The organism is Bacillus sp. LSHTCR4 (genome assembly GCF_057197025.1).
In genome coordinates this window covers 2,175,385-2,194,241 of the sequence record NZ_JBXUNO010000001.1, presented here as the reverse complement: position 1 = coordinate 2,194,241, position 18,857 = coordinate 2,175,385, and the positions used below count along the sequence as shown (strand labels likewise).

Here is an 18,857-nt window from a genome sequence, read left to right as displayed (position 1 = left end):
TGTTAAGTACGATTATGTACTTAACACTTTTTTATATGTTTATAAAAAAAGTTTACACATGCAAGCGATTCCATTGCTTCTTGCGCCGTAATACTAGAAAAGAAATTGACCGTGTCTTGTATTGTGGGTTATAATTCAGAAAGTTTAAAAAATTAAAATGAGAAATAGGGAGGTCATCCGGGTGATGGAAAGAGTGTATAATTTTTCAGCAGGACCATCAATACTCCCTTTGCCAGTTTTAGAGAAAGTGCAAAAGGAGCTTGTAAATTATAAAGGGACAGGCATGTCTATTATGGAAATGAGTCATCGATCTTCTTATTTTCAAAGTATTATAGATGAAGCGAGTAGCTTGCTTCGTGAATTAATGAACATTCCTGATGAGTATGAAGTATTGTTTTTACAAGGCGGTGCGTCATTACAATTTTCTATGATACCGCTGAATGTAATGAATACGTATAAAAAAGCAGGATATATATTGACTGGCTCATGGTCTAAAAAGGCGATGCAAGAAGCTGAAAAAGTAGGAGAAGTGCAAGTGATTGCTTCTTCTGAAAATGAGAAGTTTACTACAATTCCTAAACTGGATGGTTTACTAGGCGATGAAAAACTAGATTATGTACATATTACAACGAACAATACAATTGAGGGAACGAAGTATGTGGACATTCCACATGTAGATAAAGTACCGCTCGTTGCGGATATGTCCTCAAATATTTTATCAGAACGATATGATGTTTCGAAGTTTGGTCTTATATATGCGGGAGCGCAAAAGAATTTAGGGCCAGCAGGCTTAACGATTGCAATTATAAAAAGAGATTTAATTGGGGGAGCAGATCGCTCTTGTCCTACGATGTTAAACTATGAAACTTACAGCAAAAATAACTCCTTATATAATACACCGCCGTCCTTTAGTATTTACGTAACGAAACTTGTACTAGAGTGGCTGAAAGAGCAAGGCGGGGTATCTGCGATTGAAGAACAAAATAGAATGAAATCTTCACTTCTTTATAATTTCTTAGATGAATCAAAATGGTTTACTTCACCAGTTGATCCTACGTATCGATCACTTATGAACATTCCGTTTACAACACCGTCAGAAGATCTGAACAGTGAGTTTTTACAAAAAGCGAAAGAACGCGGCCTTGTTACGCTAAAAGGACATCGCTCAGTCGGTGGTATGCGCGCAAGTATTTACAATGCGATGCCAGTACAAGGCGTACAGCAATTAGTAAATTATATGAAGGAATTTGAGATTGAGAATAGATAGGGAGATGGGGATATGTTTCGTGTTCAAACGTTAAATCAAATTGCAGAAAAAGGTTTGCAAGTGCTTAGCGGAGAGCGTTATGAAGTAGGGGAGAGAATGGACCACCCAGACGGTATTTTACTTCGCAGCTATTCTTTACATCAAGAAGAGTTTTCAAAAGATTTAAAGGCGATTGCCAGAGCTGGTGCTGGTGTAAATAATATTCCTGTCGAGCGATGTACAGAAAAAGGGATTGTAGTCTTTAATACGCCAGGGGCAAATGCTAATGCAGTAAAGGAACTTATTATCGCCAGTCTTATTATGTCTTCACGTAACATTATTAACGGAGTAAGCTGGACGAAAAATTTAGAAGGTGAAGAAGTACCGCAACTTGTTGAATCAGGGAAAAAACAATTCGTTGGATCAGAGATTGCAGGGAAACGTCTAGGTGTTATCGGACTTGGCGCAATTGGTGCTTTAGTTGCGAACGATGCGTTAGCTTTAGGCATGGACGTCGTCGGTTATGATCCTTACATTTCAGTTGAAACAGCTTGGCGCCTTTCTACACATGTACAAAGGGCATTTAGTTTAGATGAAATTTTTGCAACATGTGATTATATTACCCTTCATATTCCTCTTACGAATCAAACGAAAGGGATTATTGGTGAACATGCTGTAGAGAAGATGAAAAAAGGAATGCGTCTATTCAATTTCTCTAGAGGAGAACTTGTAGATGAAAAGGTTCTTCAAAAAGCGTTAGAAGAAGAGATTATTGCGCATTACGTAACGGACTTCCCGAATGAAAATGTGATCAAGATGAAAAATGTAACAGCGACACCACACCTTGGTGCATCTACATCTGAATCAGAAGAAAATTGTGCGGTCATGGCAGCGCGCCAATTACGTGAATATTTAGAGACAGGAAATATTCGTAATTCAGTCAACTATCCAAATGTTGAGCTGCCGTATATCGGAAAGAAACGTATTACAATCATGCATCAAAACGTTCCGAACATGGTAGGGCAAATTACAGGATGTTTAGCGGAGCATCATATTAATATTGCAGATATGATAAATCGTAGTAAACATTCTTGGGCGTACACAATGATTGATATTGATAACGGAATTGATGATATAATAAAAGAGAATATAGTGGAAAATATAAGCAAAATTACAGGTGTTGTAGCCGTTCGAATGATTGTATAAAGGAGAGAGGAACTTGGCAAAAATCCGACCGTTTCGGGCCATTCGTCCAGTTGAAGAAAAAGCAGCACAAGTTGCAGCTTTACCGTATGACGTATTAAATAGTGAAGAAGCAAGAGAAGTTGTAAAAGGAAATCCATATTCTTTCTTACACGTTGATAAAGCAGAAATTGATTTAGACCCAGCACTTTCACCGTACGATGATCGCGTATATGAAAAAGCGGGTGAAAATTTAAATCGTTTTATACGAGAAGAAGTGTTCATTCAAGATGAAGAGCCAGCACTATACATTTATGAACTGACGATGCAAGGAAGAACGCAGTCCGGTCTTGTCGTTTGTACATCTATTGATGAGTATGAAGATGATACAATTAAAAAACATGAAAGAACGCGTCATGAAAAAGAACTTGATCGTATTCGCCACGTAGATATGTGCGACGCAAATACAGGTCCTATCTTTTTAACATATCGTACAAAAGAAGAAGTGAAACGTTTCATCGCAAGCTGGAAAGAAGAACATACGCCAATCTATACATTTACAGCGGAAGACGGCGTGGAGCATGTTGCGTGGAAGATTGCAGATGAAGAGGTCATTGCAAGTTTAGTAAACGTATTTGAAGATATCCCAAATCTTTACATTGCAGATGGACATCATCGCTCCGCATCAGCTGCGAAAGTAGGGCTTATGCGTAGAGAACAATATCCGAATTACACAGGAGAAGAAGAGTTTAATTTCTTTTTATCTGTGCTATTCCCTCACGATGAATTATCTATTTGGGACTATAACCGAGTTGTAAAAGATTTAAACGGCTTATCAGAGGAACAGTTTTTAAGTCAAATTACGCAGTACTTTTATGTAGAAGAAGCATCTGTTTCTCCGTATAAACCAAATGAACCAAAAACATTTGGCATGTATGTGAACGAGAAGTGGTATAAGCTCACAGTGAAAGAGGAAACGTTTGATGCGAATGATCTTGTGAAAGGTTTAGATGTATCTATTCTGCAAGATCACTTATTAAGCCAAGTACTTGAAATACATGATCCGCGATCTGATTCACGTATCGATTTTGTCGGAGGAATTCGTGGATTAGAAGAACTAGAACGCCTTGTAAATAGCGGTGCATATAAAGCGGCGTTCTCATTATATCCGACATCAATGGAATCTTTATTAGCAATCGCAGACGCTGGAGAAGTTATGCCACCAAAATCAACGTGGTTTGAACCGAAACTGCGTAGTGGGTTGTTTGTTCATTCGTTAAAGTAAATAGAATTCTTTAGTTTGGAAAACCGAAATGATTTTTAGTTTCGGTTTTTCTTATTTTGGCTCAGTAAACGTTTAATGTTGATTTTAATGTTAAGATTGAAATATGTAACAACAGGTCGCTACAAAAAAACGGAGGAAATACGATGAAAATACAGCTGCAAAAAAGTTTTTATGTTGAATTGAAAAATGCAATTCGTTGTCATTATAACGAACTTTTAACAAGATGCGGTGTTGACACAATATATGGGTACTCCATATTAACAGACAATTGTGTCAATAGTATTGGACCAGTGGCTAATGAAGAAAGACTAATCAAAGTTAATAAAGCGGACCCTTTATACAATTATTATAGATACGGAGCTATTGAGTGGAGCGAATGGGACGATTTTGGAATGTTTGATGAAGTGAACAAAATTATTAAGAAATATCATAATATCGTCGAAGATGACTTTAACATACGAGTACATACACTGTTGAAAGAAACGTTAAATGTGTTAATGGAACTTGAATTAGAAGGATTGTTTGGAGACAGAAATGATAATCGATTTATTGTCATTTGTGTAACTGATTCATCGAACGAAATCATGATTGAATCAGCTCGATTGCTTAATACATTAAAGACATACGAAGAATATGCTTCAGAATTTGCATAAGAATGAATATAAGTAAAACTGCGCTCTATAAGAGGCGATTTTCATTTAATAGAAAGTCACCAATTAATAGTAACCATTCGTTGTGACGTGACCATCGAACAATTTGAGCCTGATGAAAAAAATCGCACAAAGGTTATTGCGATGTTTACATGTAGGAATCAACTTGAAAAAGAAGTTATGAAGGGGAGATAAGGCTAGGTAGCATAAAATATATCACTATAGGTGGAGTGATTAATGCAAACATGTGGGTTCATTGGTTTTAAATGATGAATTTGCAGTGGTAGCGGTAGTGGAGGGGAAAGAATATGTTGAGTATAAAGATAAAAAGGTATTTTTGCTTTGTTGTTTTTCAAAAATAACGGATAAAATTTTCATATTTACGAACTTAGTGCATAATGATTGTTGGATAAATTGGAATACCACGTTCCTTTAGAATTTCAGACATATTATCTTTTTCAAACTACTTTTCTTTAACGTATCTTATCTATTATGCTCCTTAGTTGGTTTTTCGGAGTTTATTATAGTTTAAAAAAGCTGCACGAGAACCTATATTTATACTGTTAAAATACACAACAATAAGGATAAAACCTACTTTGTAATTGCGAATGAAGCTTATGTATATGTGAAGTAAGGTGAAAGAGGGTCTGCACATAATCAATCACCCTTTTTTATAACATTTCTTTGCAGAGATACGTTATAAAAAAGGGTTGTTATTTGAAAGTTGAAAAATAAATTCTATTAATCATTCATATTTTATTAAATTACTTTGACCTAGTTATAAGTCAGCTGAAACTGTACTTATTCCAACTTGGATAGTGTTAATAACAGTATATAAGTTGTGGTATTAGTTTATAGGAGTAGAACCTAATTTTCATTTGATGTATTTATTGAATGATTGGTTATAGTACTATACTTCTTATTCATAACTATATAAATCCAACCAATAACTGATAAGATAACTGGATAGAAAATAGCCCAACCACTAAATGAGTATACAATAATACATATAATTAGAGATAGGAAGGCCATCCACCAACCTATATCACGCACTTTTAATAATTTAAGAGCAGCTAGCATTGTAAAAATATATGAAGTAATAAATATTACACTAGGACCTTTAAGAAGCATTTCTAAATTTGGTCGTGCCATACCATAAAAAATTAAAATACAACTAAAAATGCCTCCTAGAACTAGTAATACCCTAGTTGGAGTTTGAAATTGAGAGTGTAACTTAGCAAAGAAGGAAGGGAAATGTCCTTCTCTAGCTTGAGCGTAAATCATTCTTGAAAAACCTGCAATGTTAGCATGTACAGCACTAAACGAAATGAAAATTGCTAAAATAGTTGTTATATATGTACCTATCGGTCCTAACCCTTTTGATATTAGAATACTAAGGGAAGCTATCTGATCCTTATCGCCATATGAGTGGGTCCCTATTGTTACAAAAGATATTGCAATGTACATAATGGAGATACAAATTGCTCCTAAAAATAAACTAATCGAAATATCCTTAGCGGGCCTTTTAAATTCTTCAGCTAATGGGGTTATCATTTCCCACCCTACAAATGAGAAAAAGATAATTACAGAAGAAGCGCCAACGGAAGACCACCCGTTTGGTACAAATGGTGTAAAAGAACTTAATTTTACATATGGTATAGAAACGATAACAGCGACAACTATTAAAAGTGAAATAATACAAATTACAAACACACTAACTTTTGATGATAGCTCGATCCCTTTTATATGTAAGAGTAAAGAGGTAATTAAAATTAATGCTGCAATTCCTATAACACTAAGATTGCTTATTGGAAAAACATATCCAATATAATGGGCACCTGTTAAAGCAATAATAGGTACTCCAATAGGAATAGAACCTAACATAATCCAGCCTAGGATGGCACTTGTATTTGCATTAAATGCCATTTGAACATAAGCTGTAATTCCTCCAGCACTAGGAATCATTTTAGCAAGACGCGCTAGAGTCGCTACAATAGGAAAAGCTAATATAGACATGATAACCCAAGATAAAATTGAAGCTGGTCCAGCGCTATTTGCAGTAATTGAAGGTAAAATAAGGATTCCACAACCTAACACAGCTCCGATGGTTAATGCGGTCCCCTGTACCCAAGTAATTGAACGTTTCAATGATTGTTGTGTCAAGATTCTCAGCCTCTCTTTCGTTAATTGATATTAATTATATAAAGTTTAAAAAAAAGATAACATGCTATAATTTATGTATTAATTATAATTTTCTTAAAGAATTTAAGAATTATTAAATGTTTTCTTAATTAATCAAGGGGAGGCCAAGCAATGGATGATACAGATTTAAAGATTCTTTCTCATCTTCAGGAAAATGCACGTTTAAGTATGGTTGAAATAGGAAAACTGGTAGGTTTGAGTTCTCCTTCTGTTACAGAGCGAGTTAGAAGACTAGAAGAACAAGAGGTAATTATAAGTTATCGCACGATTGTTAATCCGAAAGAATTAAAAAAACATATTACTGCGTTTGTTTTGATGGAACCAAGGGATTGCAACAAATATAAAAAGTTTGCAATGGAACATTCAGATGTGGTTGAATGTCACCGGATTGCCGGTATGTATAGTTATCTAACAAAGGTAGTGACGGAATCTGTACATACACTCGAAGACTATATCAATTTGTGCTTAGAGTATGGAAAGCCTACAACCTTAATAGTGCTTTCTTCTCCAGTAGAACATAAATCATTTTTTTCAAAGAGTGAAAAACTTTAATTACATATGAGCGATCATTCTAAATAAAAAGCGTAAAATTAATACCTAATGGGAAATAGTCCTATTAGGTATTAATTTTCAGAAAATTATTTAGAAAATTTAGATAAAAAATAATATTTGACATATTCTTACTACTGGTGGAATAATGAACATTGTATTTTAGAAAAATTAAATTCTTAGTTAATTGGAGGTAGGGTTATTATGAAATATGCAGTGCTCACAAATGATTTACAGTACGATTTGGTTAATAAAAATGAGGATAGAATTGCAGCTGTGGAGGCGTTTACGCCTAAAATGGTGTCTTTCTTAGATACTATGAGAGAAAATGATGTTTCTATTATTCACCTGCAGTTAATTAACTTAGAAGATGATCCGAAAGCTGAACGATATGGTGATTTTTTACCAGTCACAAAGGGATCTAAAGGGGCAGAAATCTTACCTGAGTTTCTTCATGAAAAAGATATTATTATGGAGAAAAATAAGGATAGTGGCTTTTTTGAGACAAATCTTGATGAAACCTTAAAAAAATTAGGAGTAGATACAATTATTATTACGGGTATGCAAACTCAAATTTGTGTTCAAACAACTGCAGCGGATGGATTTTTCCGTGGTTATAATGTAATCGTACCAGAAGATGCAGTTGTTTCAGCGAAGGCTGAAGATAAGGAACGAGCTTTAAAATGGTTAGGTTCATATTGTGCAAAGATTATGAGTATCGAGGAAATCTGCAATTCAATTTCTAAAAATGAAGATATTTCTTTTGATGGAGTTGCAATTCCGTAAGTAAATACGTTGTAATATCACTTGTTCTATGTAGCAAGTGATATTATTTTTCAAAAATAAAAATGAAAAGGAGTTTTAATAAATGAAATTAACTAAAGATTTAGAAAATATAATTTTAGACCATGGAACAGGAGGACTATTGAGTCAGGATTTAATTAGTTCAATTATTACTGCAAAACTAGAAGATGTTCACCTTGGAAAAATGGAGGATAGTGCCATTCTTGAGGTAAGTAGTAGAAGATTGGCGATGACAACAGACTCTTTTGTTATTGATCCTATCTTTTTTGGTGAAGGGAATATAGGTAAAGTAGCAGTTTGTGGAACGGTTAATGATTTAGCGGTTAGTGGTGCAAAACCACTTTATCTATCATTGGCATTAGTACTAGAAGAGGGTTTTCCAATTAAAGATTTGGAAGAAATATTAGATTCTATAAAAGAGACCGCGAAAGAAGCTGGAGTGTATATTGTTGCTGGTGATACAAAAGTTGTTAAAAAAGGTGAAGTAGACAAAATCTTTATTAATACAACTGGAATAGGAGTTTTTGAAGGAGATGTATCACCGTTTTCGGTAAACTCTATTCAAGAAGGTGACGATATCATTATAACAGGACAACTAGGAAACCATAGTATACATATCCTTTCTATCAGAGAAGGATTAGGGTTTGAACAGAGAATAAATAGTGATTGTGCACCATTAAATCATATGATATCAGAGTTGAAAAATCATTTTGGTGATTCTATACATTGTATGCGAGATATTACAAGAGGCGGGTTAGGTACAGTTTTAAATGAAGTCTCAGAAACAATTAATACTGGAATAAAAATACAAGAAAGAGATATTCCTATGTTAGCAGAAACTATTATGGCTGCCGACATGTTAGGTGTTAATCCAATGTATCTAGCTAATGAGGGCAATGTTTGTATGTTTGTGTCTCCAGAGGTAAGTGAGGAAGTCGTGAGGGTATTAAAAAATACTAAATATGGTAAAGAAGCTGCGGTAATTGGTAAAGTTACTCAAACAAAAGAAAGACAAGTGCTCATGGAAGCAAAATCAGGTGAATTGAAACTCATTGAGTTGTTATATGGGGCAGAATTACCTCGATTATGTTAGGAGACAATCTATGAAAAAAGTAATAAATATGTTTATAAAAAAGTATCAAGTTAAAGGCATTGTGCAAGGTGTTGGTTTTAGACCTTTCGTATATAGGATAGCAAAAAAGTATCATCTAAACGGATGGGTATTAAATGATTCAAATGGAGTGCTTATAGAAGTAGAAGGGGAACAAAATAATATTACGCATTTTATTCATGATATTGAATTTAATTCCCCAGAATTGGCTTATGTGCAAGAGGTTAAATTAATAGAGGAACAAGAATCCAACAATCGTTATAGCTCTTTTGATATTTTGAGTAGCCAAAAACATAGTAGTAGGCAAACTTTAATATCTCCTGATACTTATGTATGTAATGAATGTTTAGACGAATTATTTGATCCAACGAATAGAAGGTTTCGTTATCCATTTATTAATTGTACAAATTGTGGACCTAGATATTCAATAATAAAAGATATTCCTTATGATAGACCATATACTACAATGGCCAAATTCCCTATGTGCAAAGAGTGTGATAAAGAATACAAAGACATATTGGATCGGAGATTCCATGCCCAACCAAATGCTTGCTGGAAATGTGGACCACAAGTTCAATTGAAAACAACAGATGGTACAAATGTCTCCACTGATAATCCAATAGAAAAAACAATTGATTTGTTGAAAAAGGGGAAAATCCTAGCTATTAAAGGGTTAGGTGGATATCACTTAGTTGTAGATCCAATGAATCATGAAGCTGTAAAAGAATTAAGAAAAAGAAAAAAACGGGATGAAAAACCTTTTGCTTTAATGTCATCTCAATTAGATGATGTGAAAAATTTTGCTGAAATAACAAAAAATGAAGAAACTTTATTAGTTTCTAAAGAACGACCAATTGTGTTATTGAACAAAAAGGATAATGAGTTTATTTCTTTAGATGTTGCACCAAATAATAATAATTATGGGGTAATGTTAGCCTATACACCACTTCATCATCTTATTTTAAGAGGGAATTTTATTGCATTAATAGCTACGAGCGCCAATGTTTCTGATGAACCTATTGTATATAAAGATGGAGATGCAATTGAGCAGCTAAAGGGAATTGCAGATTATTATTTAGTACACAATAGGGAGATATTCACTAGAGTAGATGACTCTATTGTTAGGGGTATTGATTTAGATGATGAAGTAATAAAACTACAAATAATTCGTCGCGCTAGAGGTTATGTACCAAACCCAATTGATTTTAAAGAAGGATCAACTAATGTACTTGCTTTAGGAGCAGAATTAAAGAATACGATTTGCCTAACTAAAGACGAAAAAGCCTTTATTAGTCATCATATTGGTGATTTAAAAAACTATAAAATTTATGAATCGTTTAAAAATACTATAGCTCACTTACAAAAAATCTTTGAAATTAGTCCTTCTGTAATTGCAAGTGATCTTCATCCTGATTTTTATAGTACAAAATATGCATTTGATCAAAAAGTTTTACCAGTTGTACAGGTTCAGCATCATCATGCCCACATGGCTTCTTGTATGGTTGATAATCAATTAGATGGTCCTGTTTTAGGAGTTATTTTAGATGGTACGGGTTATGGTGATGATGGGAATATTTGGGGTGGAGAGTTTTTAATCGGTGATTTTCTTAATTATCAAAGAGCGGCATATATCGATTACTTTCAGCTGCCAGGCGGTGATAAAGCTGTTAAAGAACCGTATAGAATTGCTTTAGGAATATTGACGCAAATATATGGTGAACAAGTCAAAGAATTACCAATAAAGATAATTTCAGAGCGAAATAGTTTTGAACTAGATGTACTTATAAAAATGATTCAAAAAGGAATTAATTCTCCTCTTACTTCAAGTATGGGAAGGCTTTTTGATGCTGTTTCAGCACTATTGGGTGTCCGTGAAACAGTCCAATATGAAGGACAGGCTGCTATTGAGTTGGAGCAAGCGATTGATATCAATAATTCTTCCAATCCTTTATTATCATATGAAATAGTTGCTTCGAATGGAATTAGAAAAATCGATATAAAACCTATGTTTAAAGAGTTGGTATCTTTGATACTTAAAGATAAGTATACCAAGGGTGAATTGAGCTATCGTTTTCATTATACAATGGTTCAAATGATTACAGAAACCTGTAAACAAATTCGTCAAGAAACAGGGATTAATAAACTAGTTCTTAGTGGGGGAGTATTTTTAAATAAGTTTTTACTTGTAGAAACCTATAAGTCACTTAAGGCTTGTAAATTCGAGGTTTACATGCACAAACAAGTACCTACCAATGATGGGGGAATCTCTCTTGGTCAAGCAGCAATAGCAGCTCATCGCTATAAAGATATGCATTCGGTATAAATTTACAATAGCAATTATATAACTTTTCATTATTCTTTGTGAGTATAGTAAAAACGAAAAATTAGGAGGTGCTCTTTTATGGTAGTTAGTTCAAAAATGGATATATTTAATGAACTAGAATCCCAAGTTCGAAGTTATAGCAGAAGCTTTCCAACGATCTTCACTAAGTCTAAAGGATATAAATTATGGGATGTAGATGGAAAAGAGTATATTGACTTTTTCTCAGGTGCTGGTGCTCTTAATTATGGACATAATGATGATAAAATGAAACAGGTATTAATAGATTATCTTTTAGAAGATGGTATTATTCATAGTCTTGATATGGGAACAAGTGCTAAAGTGAATTTTTTAAAGCACTTTAACAAAATTATTTTGGAACCACGTGATTTAAACTATAAAATTATGTTTCCTGGTCCAACAGGTACAAATTCTGTTGAAAGTGCACTGAAAATTGCTCGAAAAGTGACTGGACGAACAAATATCATAAGTTTTTCAAATGCTTTTCATGGAATGAGTTTAGGATCACTTTCGATAACGAGTAATCATTTTAAGAGAAAGGGTGCTGGAGTACCACTAAATAATAGTATTATCATGCCGTATGAAAATTATTTAGATTCCCTTAATTCTTTATCCTATTTAGAAAAAGTATTAGGCGATAGTGGAAGTGGAGTGGATTTACCTGCTGCAATTATTCTAGAAACAGTTCAAGGTGAGGGTGGTTTAAATACGGCTAGTTCCCAATGGTTAAAGGGAATTGACAGACTGTGTAAAAAATATAATATATTATTGATTGTCGATGATATTCAAGCAGGGTGCGGACGTACGGGGACATTTTTTAGCTTTGAACCTGCGAGCATTAAACCAGACATAATTTGTTTGTCAAAATCTATAAGTGGCATTGGCCTTCCGATGGCTATTACACTAATTAAACCGGAATATGATAAGTGGGAACCAGGAGAACATAATGGAACGTTTCGAGGGAATAATCTAGCATTTTTAGCAGCTACAGAAGCATTGAGTTATTGGAAAGATATAGAGTTTATTAATGCTTTAAAATGGAAAAGTGAAAAAATCACTAGCTTTCTTAATGAGATTTGTTTGAAATACCCCCAACTTCAAGGAGAAGTACGAGGGAGAGGCTTTATGCAGGGCATAGCGTGTAATACTTTTGGAATAGCTAAAAAGATTTGCTCAGTTGCATTTGAAAATGGTCTAATTATTGAAACATCTGGACCTAATGATGAAGTTATTAAGTTGTTACCTTCTTTAACAATAGACTTAGAAGGATTAAGTAAAGGATTGGAAATGTTAGAGGATAGTATTTCTACTATTTTAAAAGAGGTAACTCACTAAGTTTGAACGACTCGCACTTAATAACCTTGCGAACCGTTTGCAGTAGTTGCGGTAGAAGAAGGAAAAGAAGCGGCCCACAAAGTGGATCTAACATTCTCATCTATTATGAGAGATTTAGATAAAATAATAAGTCAAATTCAAGAAGTTTCTGCATTAACAGAAGAGATATCTGCCGGCACAGAAGAAGTAAGTGCATCTCTTTCGCTAGTATATCATTCTAAATAATATATGATATTTTAAAATTCAAAACACCTTTCATTCACCATTAAAGAAAGGTGTTTTGAATTTGTTTTTTTAATTGCTTTTATAAATTGCACGTTGATGATGATATTATTTATATATAATCCCCTTATTTTACCTCAAATCGATAGGTGGGGAGAGAATTAATAAATGAGTGAATAATATATAAGGTAGTTGAATTGTAATGATCTATTCAACTATTAAAACAGCAAGTGAAATTTCTATTTATGAAGATAACACTTCTAAATATCCAATTTCATTAGGGTTTTGGGATAAATAATATATAACCTATATAGAAGAGTTAACATCCTGTTTTATAGTAGTGGATAGTTATAAATTAGTACTTTAGGATTCATCAAGAAAAGTTCTTTTTTTCTGAATAATGTATATAAATTCGTGATATTTTATTATTAAACAAAATGTTTTTATATTTTATTAACTTATTACTTTCCATCTTCAATAATCATTTATTACAACAGCTTTAACGTCCAAAATAAGATGTTCCAACATAGGACAATATAAGTATCTTTATAATGATTTTTCAATATAATCAATGTGTTAATGAAAGTAATTCTGTGTTATTTTTACTTTTCTATTAACTAATACAGCTTCAAACAAAGGACATAATTGCTACATACTAAGTGAAATTTATTACCCATTCAAAATTCTGCCTATTCAATCTTTCTAAAAATAAAAAAAGATTGAACTCATAAATATACAAGTTATAATGAGGGCGTCGAGAGATAATATATGACCTCTAGCGAAAATATCAAACCTCGTTTTGGTTCGAAAATTCTAAAGAACTTGCCAGTGAGTTTCTAAAATTTGACATACTGATATGATTACTATATGGAGGGTTGTGGAACAAAAGGAAAGTCTATTCAACTCAAGAAAGAAAGCGCTATCAAAAGGGGTCTTATTTTGAATTGATTATGCTAATAACTTAGATTCAACAGCAATTAAAAATAATAAACCATGGGGGTGCTTATATGAACATAAATGTAGCATCTATTAAAGAAAAAAAGGTTGTTAAATACAAAAGTTGTTTTGATGTGATTGGGCCCATAATGATAGGTCCTTCAAGTTCACATACTGCAGGTGCTTTGTCTATTGGAACAGTTGCTAATAAATTATTTCAAGGTCTTCCAAAAAAAGTTGTGGTAACGTATTATGAATCATTTGCTGAAACCCATAAAGGTCACGGAACTGATTTTGCAATAATTGCTGGTATATTAGGCTTTGCTGCCGATGACAGCAAAGTGCCAGATGCTATTAAAATAGCAGAATCTAAAGGGATTGACATTACTTTTATTGAAAAATCAGGTGATAGTCCTGCGGGTCATCCAAATACGGCAGATGTATATGTAGAGGATGACAGTCGAAGTATTAGAACGATGGGTATTTCAGTCGGTGGTGGATTGATCGAAGTCAAACATGTTGAAATTGACGGATTTAGCTTAGAACTGCAGGGACCATTGCCAGTTGTTATTGCAATTTCAGAAAGAGCTGACTTTGAATTTGTCTTACGCAGGATCTTTAAACAATATGATGTTGAAATTAACAACTTTCATAGTTTGAAAGATAAAACAAAATATTTATATGCATTCGCTTTGGATTCGCTATTGCCTGGTAATGCTCAGAAGGAATTAGGGAATTTAAGCAATATAGCTAATCTTATTATTCTTTAGTTACATTAAGGAGAGAAAAAATATGTATATGGCCATAAAAGAAATTGTGGATGCAGCTAATAAAAGTCAAAAGACAATTTATGAATTAGCAATTGAACAGGAAATCGAACAAACTAAAACTTCTTATGAAGAAGTTTGGAGTAAAATGGAACAAAATTTAGCGACTATGCAAAATGCTATAAATAAAAGTATCGAGGGCGACGGTGTATTTTCTCCAACCGGTTTAACCGGAGGTGATGCAGTTAAAATTAAAAACTATCGAGAAAATAGGAAAACTCTTTCTGGAGATTTGATGGTGTTAGGGATTCAAAGTGCTATCGGCGTTAATGAAGTAAATGCTGCATTAGGAGCTATTTGTGCAACTCCAACAGCGGGTGCGAGTGGGACGATTCCGGGAGTCCTATTTAGTATTAAGGATACGTTGCAGTTAAGTCATGAAGATATGATACATTTTCTATTCACATCAGCGTTATTTGGAACGATAGTAGCAAACAACGCTTGTATTTCAGGAGCGTATGGAGGATGTCAAGCTGAAGTAGGCAGTGCTTCAGCAATGGCGGCTGCAGCTGCGGTAGAAGCTGCAGGTGGAACGCCACAGCAATCTTCTGAAGCTTTTTCGATTGCATTACAAAATTTACTCGGTTTAGTTTGTGATCCGGTCGCTGGTTTGGTAGAAATTCCTTGTGTAAAGAGAAACGCCATTGGAGCGACAAATGCTTTAGCAGCAGCGGACATCGCATTAGCTGGCGTAAACAATATCATCAATGCTGACGAAGTTATTGAAGCGATGTATAGAGTTGGAAGACAGATTCCTCGCGAATTAAGAGAGACAGGTTTAGGTGGAATTGCGGCTACACCTACAGGGATTGCCATTAAAAATAAAATATTTGGGGAGAAACAATCAAATCAATGAACAGTTAACGTCTATATTGTGAAAAAGTTAACAATCTATTCTCTATTGTTCGCTTAAGGATTTCTGGATATTGGGGGAATTATCAGTAAAATATCCTACTATATAATTGAAACATTTTGTAAGTGGTAACAAACTCGTCAGGTTGATGCTTCGTTAATTTTTTGAGTCTGATCAACTTAGAAGAAGGATATACGATGTGGCGCACTTTATAAACAAAAAGAACGGTCTATATTCCTATACCTTAAATAAAGACGTAAGAATAGGAAACAAGGAGGAATTAATATATGAATGGGAATACTGCAAAAAACATAGAATTTCAAGCTGATAATACGGCAGTAAAAAATGAAAAATACCTAGACCCTAAAAAATGGCATAAACAGGATACTACCTGGGCATTGAGCCTTTTTGGAACAGCAATTGGAGCAGGGGTACTCTTTTTACCGATTAATGCAGGTTCAGGTGGTTTATTATCATTGCTGTTAATTACCATACTTGCATATCCAGTTATGTACTACTCACATAGGGCGCTTGCTAAAATGATTTACGCTTCGAATTCTGCCGATGAGGGGATTACAGGTACAATAAGAGAATATTTCGGAAATAAAGCAAGTATCATTTTTAACATCGTATATTTCGTCTCCATTTATACGATCGTGCTGATGTACTCGGTCGCACTTACAAATACTGCAAGTAGTTTTATTGTACACCAATTGCACATGCCGGAGCCTCCAAGGGCTATTTTATCACTTGTATTAGTACTCGGTCTTATCACTATACTAAATTTTGGTCAGGATATTACTGTAAAGATAATGAGCATGCTAGTATATCCTTTCATTGCTTCTCTACTTTTTATTGCAATATCTTTAATTCCACAATGGAATACTTCAATGCTAAGTTTTTCAAGTGTTTCTACTGTTTCAACTGGAACAGGGTATTTCGGAACGATTTGGATGATACTACCAATTATCGTATTCTCGTTTAATCATTCTCCTATGATTTCGTCATTTGTTATGAAACAGAGAGCTACGTATGGAATAGACGCTACTGATGCCAAGTGTGCTCAAATACAAAAAGTTTGTTATATTATGACATTCGCTGTTGTTATGTTTTTTGTTTGGAGCAGTACTTTAAGTTTGACTCCAGATGATCTTAAGGTAGCAAAAGAACAGAACTTGTCAATCTTATCATATCTTGCTAATGAGCTTAATTCGCCAGTAATCACGATTGCAGCTCCTATCATTGCGTTTGTGGCTATTACAAAGTCTTTCCTTGGCCATTATATAGGAGCGTATGAGGTAATGCGTGACATGATTATCAAGTCTGGTAAAAAACGTGGGAAAGATATAGGAGAAAAAACAGTTAAGACAATGATTCTTACTTTTGTTGTACTAACATGCTGGTATGTCGCTTATACAAATCCAAGTATTCTTGGAATCATTGATGCTCTTAGCGGTCCGTTAGTCGCTGCTATCTTATGTCTATTACCGATGTATGCGATTCGTAAAGTACCAGTACTAGCAAAATACAGAGGGAAAATGAGTAATGTATTTGTAATTGTTATAGGGATACTTACTGTTCTAGCAAGTATTAAGTCATTATTCTAATTTACTGTAGTTAGTTCTGATGCAAAAATAATAGGATATGAAATGAGAATGAAAGATTCCTAGCGGAACTAAATTATATAGTGTTAAACCAAAGAGATTCTGGTTTTGGACAAACTATTCATCTGGGATAGTTTGTCCTTTTTTGATTATATGCATAACTTCTATTACAGCAATCTTTTTTTAGCTGGTTGTTATGATTTTAATCCAAGCCTATTAGGGTGCTGATCCATGTGCATCAAGCTAATATTTTGAAGTATCCCACATTTGTTTTCTTAGGTTGATGGGAATGGGCCGGTACCCCATGTATGGCGGACAACTAAAATGGCTTTATTTCATCACATGTCCGAAGTCATTGTATCTCCCACTTACTCATTTCGCGTTCCTTGAGGAAGGAGAATTCTTTCGGGGAATAGGTTAAATTAAACTCGGTTTTTAGCACATCATAAATGGTCGGAAAATAAAGGTTGCATAATATATAGTTGCAAATTTCTCATTAATTCTGATGTTAAAGACTATATGAAAATAGTACATTTACAAATAATTAAAAACTGTATATTTAAATTAAACAATATTAAACAAGGTGTAATATTCCGATTATTCATATTGATTATACAAAAAAAAGAAAGAGAATAATAGGCTTGTTATTAATTTCTATTGACCTTAGTATTTAAAGGGTCATAAGAACTTTAACTTTACTACAAAATGTATGCCCTTTCATTTTAGGAGGAAAAATATTTTGGGACATACAAGATAAAGGAGTGATGTTTATAAAAAAAGTTTGTTCCATCAGTATAATTTGTCTCTTTTTTTTATGTTCTTGTTTTAGCTCAAACAGCAAACCCGCATCTAAAAAAGAGAAGAGCGACGAAGCAAAGATTACTAAACAAAAGAATTGGGGATTTAAAGCAATATATTCTGATGAGACTAAGATTAATGACTATAAGTCATTACCTAAAGTCAAAGTAGCAATATTGGATAGTGGGATTAATAAAAATCATCAAGATTTAAAAGGAAAAATTGTAAAAGATTATAATGCTATTAATCCAGGAAACGAAAATGTTGATAATTATGGACATGGGACTGCAGTTGCTGGAATCATAGCCGCCCATGATGATGATTTAGGTCTCACTGGAATATCCCCTAATGCAGAGATTTATGACGTTAAAGTTCTCGATGACAAAGGTTTAGCAGATATTGATACATTAATTAAAGGTATACAATGGTGCATTCAAGAAAATGTGAAAATAATGAATATTAGTTTCGGTGTACAATCAGATAATCCGAAATTAAAAGAAGCTATAGATGAAGCATTAGACAAGGGAATCATAATTGTTGCAGCTTCAGGAAATACATTAGGATTATCAGTTGATTATCCAGCTAAATATGAAAATGTAATATCTGTTTCAGCAATAAAAGAAAATTTAAAACGATCTGGTGTATCTGCAAAAGGGAAAATAGATTATGCAGCTCCCGGAATAAATATCTTAACTACTGATAATAAAGGTGACTATTCATATTATAGTGGTACCTCTTTTGCTACTGCGTATGTTACGGGTACTGTAGCAGTCCTATTAGCACAAAAAGATATAATTTTCAATGGTCAGAATATTAAAACTTATTTAAATGATAAAACTAAAGATCTAGGTGAAAAAGGATATGATTCTGAATATGGTTCTGGATTAATAATGATAGATTGAAAGAGGAGAT

The 18,857-nt window shown here is 33.7% G+C and carries 15 protein-coding genes and 1 pseudogene; 15 read left to right on the top strand and 1 reads right to left on the bottom strand.

Annotation, left to right across the window (positions count from 1 at the left end):
* Nucleotides 1-184: 184 nt before the first annotated feature.
* The 5 genes and pseudogenes from serC to AC2CGR_RS11215 form a co-directional block, all read left to right on the top strand.
* Entirely contained in the window at nt 185-1,267 is a 1,083-nt protein-coding gene (gene serC, locus AC2CGR_RS11235; protein ID WP_484480824.1) for a 3-phosphoserine/phosphohydroxythreonine transaminase, read from the top strand.
* Nucleotides 1,268-1,279: 12 nt separating this feature from the next.
* Nucleotides 1,280-2,452 carry a 3-phosphoglycerate dehydrogenase family protein gene (locus AC2CGR_RS11230; RefSeq protein WP_071743215.1) on the top strand — a complete coding sequence of 391 codons (1,173 nt, stop codon included), beginning with the start codon at nt 1,280-1,282 and terminating at the stop codon, nt 2,450-2,452.
* Nucleotides 2,453-2,465: 13 nt separating this feature from the next.
* Nucleotides 2,466-3,713, top strand: a complete 1,248-nt coding sequence (locus tag AC2CGR_RS11225) for a DUF1015 domain-containing protein (RefSeq protein ID WP_131102615.1) — start codon at nt 2,466-2,468, stop codon at nt 3,711-3,713.
* A gap of 143 nt (nt 3,714-3,856) precedes the next feature.
* The gene (locus AC2CGR_RS11220; RefSeq protein ID WP_131102613.1) at nt 3,857-4,366 is read left to right on the top strand and encodes a DUF4303 domain-containing protein; all 510 of its coding nucleotides are present in this window, start codon (nt 3,857-3,859) and stop codon (nt 4,364-4,366) included.
* 72 nt (nt 4,367-4,438) lie between these two features.
* Nucleotides 4,439-4,558 (top strand): annotated as a pseudogene (locus AC2CGR_RS11215) (enoyl-CoA hydratase); the annotation flags it as partial.
* A gap of 672 nt (nt 4,559-5,230) precedes the next feature.
* Here the strand turns inward: AC2CGR_RS11215 and AC2CGR_RS11210 are convergent.
* A complete protein-coding gene (locus AC2CGR_RS11210; RefSeq protein WP_000193978.1) occupies nt 5,231-6,526 on the bottom strand; it encodes an APC family permease in 1,296 nt (431 codons plus the stop codon).
* A 150-nt stretch (nt 6,527-6,676) separates the two neighbouring features.
* Between AC2CGR_RS11210 and AC2CGR_RS11205 the strand changes: the two genes are divergently transcribed.
* The 10 genes from AC2CGR_RS11205 (at nt 6,677) to AC2CGR_RS11160 (ending at nt 18,847) form a co-directional block, all read left to right on the top strand.
* A complete protein-coding gene (locus tag AC2CGR_RS11205; protein ID WP_000342841.1) occupies nt 6,677-7,117 on the top strand; it encodes an Lrp/AsnC family transcriptional regulator in 441 nt (146 codons plus the stop codon).
* Nucleotides 7,118-7,318: 201 nt separating this feature from the next.
* The gene (locus AC2CGR_RS11200; protein WP_000872526.1) at nt 7,319-7,900 is read left to right on the top strand and encodes a cysteine hydrolase family protein; all 582 of its coding nucleotides are present in this window, start codon (nt 7,319-7,321) and stop codon (nt 7,898-7,900) included.
* An 82-nt stretch (nt 7,901-7,982) separates the two neighbouring features.
* Entirely contained in the window at nt 7,983-9,011 is a 1,029-nt protein-coding gene (gene hypE, locus AC2CGR_RS11195) for a hydrogenase expression/formation protein HypE (protein WP_484480823.1), read from the top strand.
* 10 nt (nt 9,012-9,021) lie between these two features.
* Nucleotides 9,022-11,352, top strand: a complete 2,331-nt coding sequence (gene hypF / locus AC2CGR_RS11190) for a carbamoyltransferase HypF (RefSeq protein ID WP_000755927.1) — start codon at nt 9,022-9,024, stop codon at nt 11,350-11,352.
* A gap of 78 nt (nt 11,353-11,430) precedes the next feature.
* Nucleotides 11,431-12,705 (top strand): diaminobutyrate--2-oxoglutarate transaminase, encoded by a 1,275-nt coding sequence (gene ectB, locus AC2CGR_RS11185; protein WP_000261661.1) that lies wholly within the window; start codon nt 11,431-11,433, stop codon nt 12,703-12,705.
* Nucleotides 12,706-12,786: 81 nt separating this feature from the next.
* Nucleotides 12,787-12,930 carry a hypothetical protein gene (locus AC2CGR_RS11180; RefSeq protein WP_000366276.1) on the top strand — a complete coding sequence of 48 codons (144 nt, stop codon included), beginning with the start codon at nt 12,787-12,789 and terminating at the stop codon, nt 12,928-12,930.
* A gap of 1,004 nt (nt 12,931-13,934) precedes the next feature.
* Nucleotides 13,935-14,633, top strand: coding sequence for an L-serine ammonia-lyase, iron-sulfur-dependent subunit beta (gene sdaAB / locus AC2CGR_RS11175; protein WP_001024894.1), 699 nt, complete (start codon nt 13,935-13,937; stop codon nt 14,631-14,633).
* Nucleotides 14,634-14,655: 22 nt separating this feature from the next.
* Complete coding sequence (gene sdaAA, locus AC2CGR_RS11170) at nt 14,656-15,546, top strand: L-serine ammonia-lyase, iron-sulfur-dependent, subunit alpha (RefSeq protein ID WP_000281785.1); 891 nt, start codon at nt 14,656-14,658, stop codon at nt 15,544-15,546.
* Between the two features lie 284 nt (nt 15,547-15,830).
* Nucleotides 15,831-17,150 carry an aromatic amino acid transport family protein gene (locus tag AC2CGR_RS11165; RefSeq protein ID WP_001014209.1) on the top strand — a complete coding sequence of 440 codons (1,320 nt, stop codon included), beginning with the start codon at nt 15,831-15,833 and terminating at the stop codon, nt 17,148-17,150.
* A 761-nt stretch (nt 17,151-17,911) separates the two neighbouring features.
* Complete coding sequence (locus AC2CGR_RS11160; RefSeq protein WP_205687605.1) at nt 17,912-18,847, top strand: S8 family peptidase; 936 nt, start codon at nt 17,912-17,914, stop codon at nt 18,845-18,847.
* Nucleotides 18,848-18,857 lie beyond the last annotated feature (10 nt).